The 5,532-nt window shown below is 73.5% G+C and carries 3 protein-coding genes; all 3 read left to right on the top strand.

What is annotated here, in order from left to right; all coding sequences use genetic code 11:
• Positions 1 to 1,228 (top strand): beta-ketoacyl reductase (locus ACZ4VL_RS39945; RefSeq protein WP_468210749.1); only part of this gene is annotated, 1,228 nt, incomplete at its 5' end.
• Between the two features lie 20 nt (positions 1,229 to 1,248).
• Positions 1,249 to 4,647 (top strand): type I polyketide synthase, encoded by a 3,399-nt coding sequence (locus tag ACZ4VL_RS39940; RefSeq protein ID WP_468210746.1) that lies wholly within the window; start codon positions 1,249 to 1,251, stop codon positions 4,645 to 4,647.
• Positions 4,648 to 4,696: 49 nt separating this feature from the next.
• The coding region (locus ACZ4VL_RS39935; RefSeq protein WP_468210744.1) for a beta-ketoacyl synthase N-terminal-like domain-containing protein at positions 4,697 to 5,532 on the top strand (836 nt) is incomplete at its 3' end.

Raw genomic sequence — 5,532 nt, 5'->3', positions numbered from 1 at the left:
GCGGGTGGAGGCCTGTGACGTCGGTGACCGCACGGCACTGGCCGCGTTGCTCGACTCGATCCCCGCGGACCGGCCGCTCACCGGGGTGGTGCACTGTGCGGGCGTCGTCGACGACGGTGTCCTGGAGTCGCTGACCCCCGACCGGCTGACGGGAGTACTGCGCCCGAAGGCCGAAGCGGCACTCCACCTCCACGACCTGACCGCCGGACTCGACCTGACCGCGTTCGTGCTCTTCTCGTCGGTGGCCGGAGTCTTCGGAGCGCCCGGGCGAGCACCGTACTCCGCGGCCAACGCCGTGCTGGACGCGCTCGCCCAGCAGCGGCGGGCGCAGGGACTGCCGGCGCTCTCCGCGGCCTGGGGCCTGTGGGAGGAGGAGCGCGGAATGGGCGGCCAGGTCACCGGCGCCGACCTCGCCCGGCTCCGCCGCGAAGGCGCCGTCCCCATGTCCGCCGAGGAGGCGCTGGCGCTCTTCGACGCGGTGCTGCTGCGTGACCGTCCCCTCAGCGTCCCGGCCCGGCTGGACCTGGCGGAGCTCGGCGGCACGGACGCACCGCCGCTGCCGGTCCTGTGGCGGCTCGTGCCGCCGGCGCGCAGGCGGCTGGACACCGGGGACCGACAGGAGCAGGCACCGGCGAACGCGGCCGAGGAACTCGGCCGGCGCCTGGCCGGCCTCCCCGACGGCGAACAGGTCCGCACCCTCCTCGGCCTGGTGCGCGACCACGCCGCCGGTGTGCTCGGCCACACCGACCCGACGGCCGTCTCACCGGACCGCGGCTTCCTGGAGTCCGGCTTCACCTCGGTGGCCGTGGTCGAACTGCGCAACCGCCTCAGCCGGGCGACCGGCGTGCGGTTCTCCGCGGCGACCCTGTTCGACAACCCGTCCCCGCGGGCGGTCGCCCGGCACATCCAGGCCGAGCTCGCCGAGATCACGGGCGGAAACGCTGCGGCCGGCACCGGCACCGGCACGGGTACCGCCGACGCGGAGTTCCGCGCCGCGCTGTCGACGCTGCCGCTCTCCCGCCTCAAGGAAGTCGGCGTCCTGGACGCCCTGTTGAGGCTCACCGGCTTCGACGGCGCACTCGGCGCCGCTCTGCTCGCGCAGACAGCCGGGCAGCAGGACCCGCAGGGCCCCGCCGGAACCGCGGATGCCGCGGCCGTCACACCAGAGTCCATCGATGCCATGGATCTGGACAGCCTCGTGCACATGGCTATCAACACCGACGCCTGACCATTCACTGGAGTTTGCTGATGGACACCACCGACGCCCGCGTCGTTGAAGCGCTGCGCGCTTCGTTGAAGGAGACCGAGCGGCTGAAGCAGCAGCACCAGCAGCTCGTGGACTCGTTGTACGAGCCGATCGCCGTCATCGGGATGGCCTGCCGCTTCCCCGGGGGCATCTCCACCCCTGAGGAGCTGTGGCGGTTCGTCATCGAGGACGGTGACGCGATCGGCCCGTTCCCCGAGGACCGGGGCTGGGACGTGGACGCGCTCTACGATCCCGAACACCTCAGGCCGGGCTCGCTGTACGTGCGCGAAGGCGGCTTCGTCGACCGCGCGGCCGACTTCGACGCCGCGTTCTTCGGCGTCAGCCCGCGGGAAGCCATGGCCATGGACCCGCAGCAGCGGTTGCTGCTGGAGACCGCCTGGGAGACCTTCGAGCGGGCCGGCATCGCCCCGGCGAGCCTGCGCGGCAAGGGCGTCGGCGTGTTCTCCGGCACCAACATCCAGGACTACTCCTCGCTGCTGCTGCGCTCGCCCGGAGCCTTCGAAGGCCACGTGGGGACCGGCAACGCGGCCGCGGTGCTGTCCGGCCGCCTCGCCTACACCTTCGGCTTCGAAGGCCCCGCCGTGACCGTCGACACCGCGTGCTCGGCCTCGCTCGTCGCGCTGCACCTGGCCTGCCAGTCCCTCCGGCAGGCGGAGTGCTCGCTGGCGCTGGCGGGCGGGGTCACCGTGATGTCCACCCCGATGGGCTTCGTCGAGTACAGCAACCAGCGGGTGCTCGCCCGGGACGGCCGCTGCAAGGCGTTCTCGGCGGCCGCGGACGGCACCGGTTTCTCCGAGGGCGCCGGTGTCCTCCTGCTGGAACGGCTGTCGGACGCCCGGCGGCTCGGCCATCCCGTGCACGCCCTGATCCGCGGCTCCGCGGTCAACCAGGACGGTGCCAGCAGCAGCCTCACCGCGCCCAACGGACGCGCCCAGCAGCGGGTGATCCGGCAGGCCCTGGCGAACGCCCGGATCCCCTCCGACCAGGTCGATGTCGTCGAGGCGCACGGTACCGGCACCGAGCTGGGCGACCCGATCGAGGCCGAGGCGCTGATCGCCACCTACGGAAAGGACCGTACGGCGGAGCAGCCGCTGTGGCTGGGGTCGGTCAAGTCCAACCTCGGGCACACCCAGGCGGCGGCCGGCCTGGCCGGCGTGATCAAGATGGTGATGTCCATGCGGCACGGGGTGGTCCCCCGGACGCTCCACGCGCAGCAGCCCACTCCGCACGTCGAATGGGACACGGGCACCGTACGGCTGGCCACCGAGCCCGTGGCATGGCCGGAGCACGGCCGTCCGCGCCGCGCCGGCGTGTCCTCGTTCGGCATCAGCGGCACCAACGCGCACGTGATCGTCGAACAGGCCCCCGCCCCCACCGACGACACGACCCCCGCCCCGCACGGCGACCGCGGCCCGAACCCCGCCGGCGCCCGGGCGGACGCCACCTTCCTGTGGACCGTCTCCGGCCGCAGCGAGCAGGCGTTGCACGGCCAGGCGGAATGCCTGGCCGACCACGTCCGCAGCCACCCGGAGCTGCCGCTCGCCGACCTCGCCGTCACCCTCGCGGCCCGTACGGCCTTCGAGCACCGCGCCGTGGTGCTGGGCGCGGACCGGTCCGCCGTGGAGGCGGGGCTCGGCGCGCTGGCGGCGGGCCGGGAACACCCCCGGGTGGTCCGGGGGGCCGGCGTCCTCGCGGGGAAGACGGTGTTCGTCTTCCCCGGCCAGGGCTCCCAGTGGACGGAGATGGCACACCGGCTGCTGGAGACGTCGGCGGCCTTCCGCGAGCGGATCGACGCCTGCGGCGAGGCGCTCGCCCCCTACGTGGACTGGTCCCTGACGGACGTCCTGCGCGGTGAGCCGGGTGCCCCGTCCCTGGACCGACTGGACGTGGTGCAGCCCGTGCTGTTCTCCGTCATGGTCGCCCTCGCCGAGCTGTGGCGCGCCCACGGCGTCGAACCCGACGCCGTCGTCGGACACTCGCAGGGCGAGATCGCCGCCGCCTGCGTCGCCGGGGCGCTGTCGCTGGAGGACGCGGCCCGCATCGTCACCCTGCGCAGCGTCCTGCTGGACCGGCTGACCGGACGGGGCGCCATGGCCTCGCTGCTGCTGTCCGCCGACGGGGCCGCGCAGCGCATCGCGCCGTACGGCGACCGGCTGGCGATCGCGGCGGTCAACGGGCCCACCTCGGTCGTCGTGTGCGGGGAGCCGGAGGCCGTCGACGCGCTGGTGGCCGAGTGCATCGCGGCGCGGATCCGCGCACGGAAGGTGCCGGGCGCCACCGCGGCGGGCCACTCGCCCCAGGTGGAGGCGTTGCGGGAGGAGTTCCTCGCCCACCTCACGACCCTCGCGCCGCTCCGGGGGAGCGTGCCCTTCTACTCCACCGTCGTCGGCGAGATGGTCGACACGACCCGGCTGGACGCCGGGTACTGGTACCGGAACCTGCGCGAGCCGGTGCTCCTCGACGGCGCGGTGCGCCGGCTCCTGGAGGACGAGCACCGCTTCTTCCTGGAGATCAGCCCCCACCCGGTGCTGACCGTCGGCCTTCAGGAGACGTTCGAGGAAGCCGGCACCGCCGCCGTCGCGGTCGGCACGCTGCGCCGGGACGAAGGCGGAGAGGAACGCTTCCTCACCTCGCTCGCCGAGGCGTACGTGCGCGGCCTCCCCGTCGACCTCGCCCATGTGCCGTACCTGTCCGGCGCCAGCCGCGCCGACCTGCCCACGTACGCCTTCCAGCGCCGGCGGTTCTGGCCCGATGACGCCGCCGCGCCGGCCCCGGTGACGGTCGCGCCGGCCGGCGCCGCAGACGCGGCCGCACCCGCCGTAGCGGCGGCGGAGGCCGAGGACACCACCGGCCACGTGCTGCGGCGCCTGGCCGAACTGCCCCGCGACGAGCACGCCGCCGTCCTGACGGAACTGGTCTGCGAACAGGCCGCCACGGTGCTGGGCCACCGCCCGGACGACGAGATGGAGCTCATGCGGCCGTTCCAGGACCTGGGCTTCGACTCGCTCACGGCCGTGGAACTGCGCGGCCGGCTCGGCGCCGCGCTCGGCCTCTCCCTCCCCGTCACCCTGGTCTTCGACCACCCCACGCCGCAGGAACTGGCCGACCACCTGGCCACCGCCGTCGCGGACGCCCTGCCCGACCCCGCCACGGCCACGCGCACCGAGGCGCTGACCCACCTCGACAAGCTCGAGGCGGCGCTGGCCGAACTCACCGCGGCACCCGACGAGGACGACGCCATCGGCCGCCGCCTCCAGCGCCTCCTGGACGACTGGACCCACGCCCGGACCGGCCCGGACGGCACGGCCGACGACGCCTTCGGGGCCGCCACGGACGAGGAGATGTTCGACATCATCGGCAAGAAGTTCGGCATCTCATGAGCCGGCCACCACATCACCGTCCGACGAGCCAGACGTGAAGGGGGCCGACATGGCTGACGAAGACAAGCTCCGCTACTACCTGAAGCGGGTGTCCGCCGAACTCGAAGCGACCCGGGAACGGTTGCACGAGGCGGAGGCGCGCAACGACGACCCGATCGTGATCGTGGGAATGGCGTGCCGGTATCCGGGCGGTGTGCGGTCGCCGGAGGACCTGTGGCGGCTGGTGTCCGAGGGTGTGGATGCGATAGGTGCGTTCCCGGGGGACCGGGGTTGGGACGTGGGTGACTCCTTCGGGCCGGGAGGCCTGGCTGCCGAGGGCGGTTTCCTGTACGACGCGGCGGAGTTCGACGCGGGCTTCTTCGGTATCTCGCCGCGCGAGGCCCTCGCCATGGACCCGCAGCAGCGGCTGCTGCTGGAGACCTCCTGGGAGGCGATCGAACACGCCGGCATCGACCCGCACACCCTCAAGGGCACCGACACCGGAGTGTTCCTGAGCACCAGCTACCAGGAGTACCTGGCACGGGTACAGCAGACCCGCACCGAGACCGACGGGTTCATGCTCTCCGGCAGCAGCGTCAGCGTCGCCTCCGGCCGGGTCTCCTACCTGCTCGGCCTGTCCGGCCCGGCGGTGACCCTGGACACCGCCTGCTCCTCGTCGCTGGTCGCGATGCACCTGGCGGCGGACTCGCTGCGCCGGGGGGAGAGCACCCTCGCCCTGGCCGGTGCCGCCACCGTCATGTCCACCGACATCATGTTCACCGAGTTCGGCCGCCAGGGCGGGCTCTCCGCCGACGGGCGGTGCAAGGCGTTCGGGGCGGGTGCGGACGGTACGGGTTGGTCCGAGGGTGCGGGCGTGGTCGTGCTGGAGCGGCTCTCGGACGCGGT

The sequence above is a fragment of the Streptomyces sp. NPDC029014 genome, assembly GCF_055564695.1.
The sequence above is the reverse complement of the archived record's forward strand: the minus strand, read 5'-3'. Positions and strand labels throughout refer to the sequence as shown.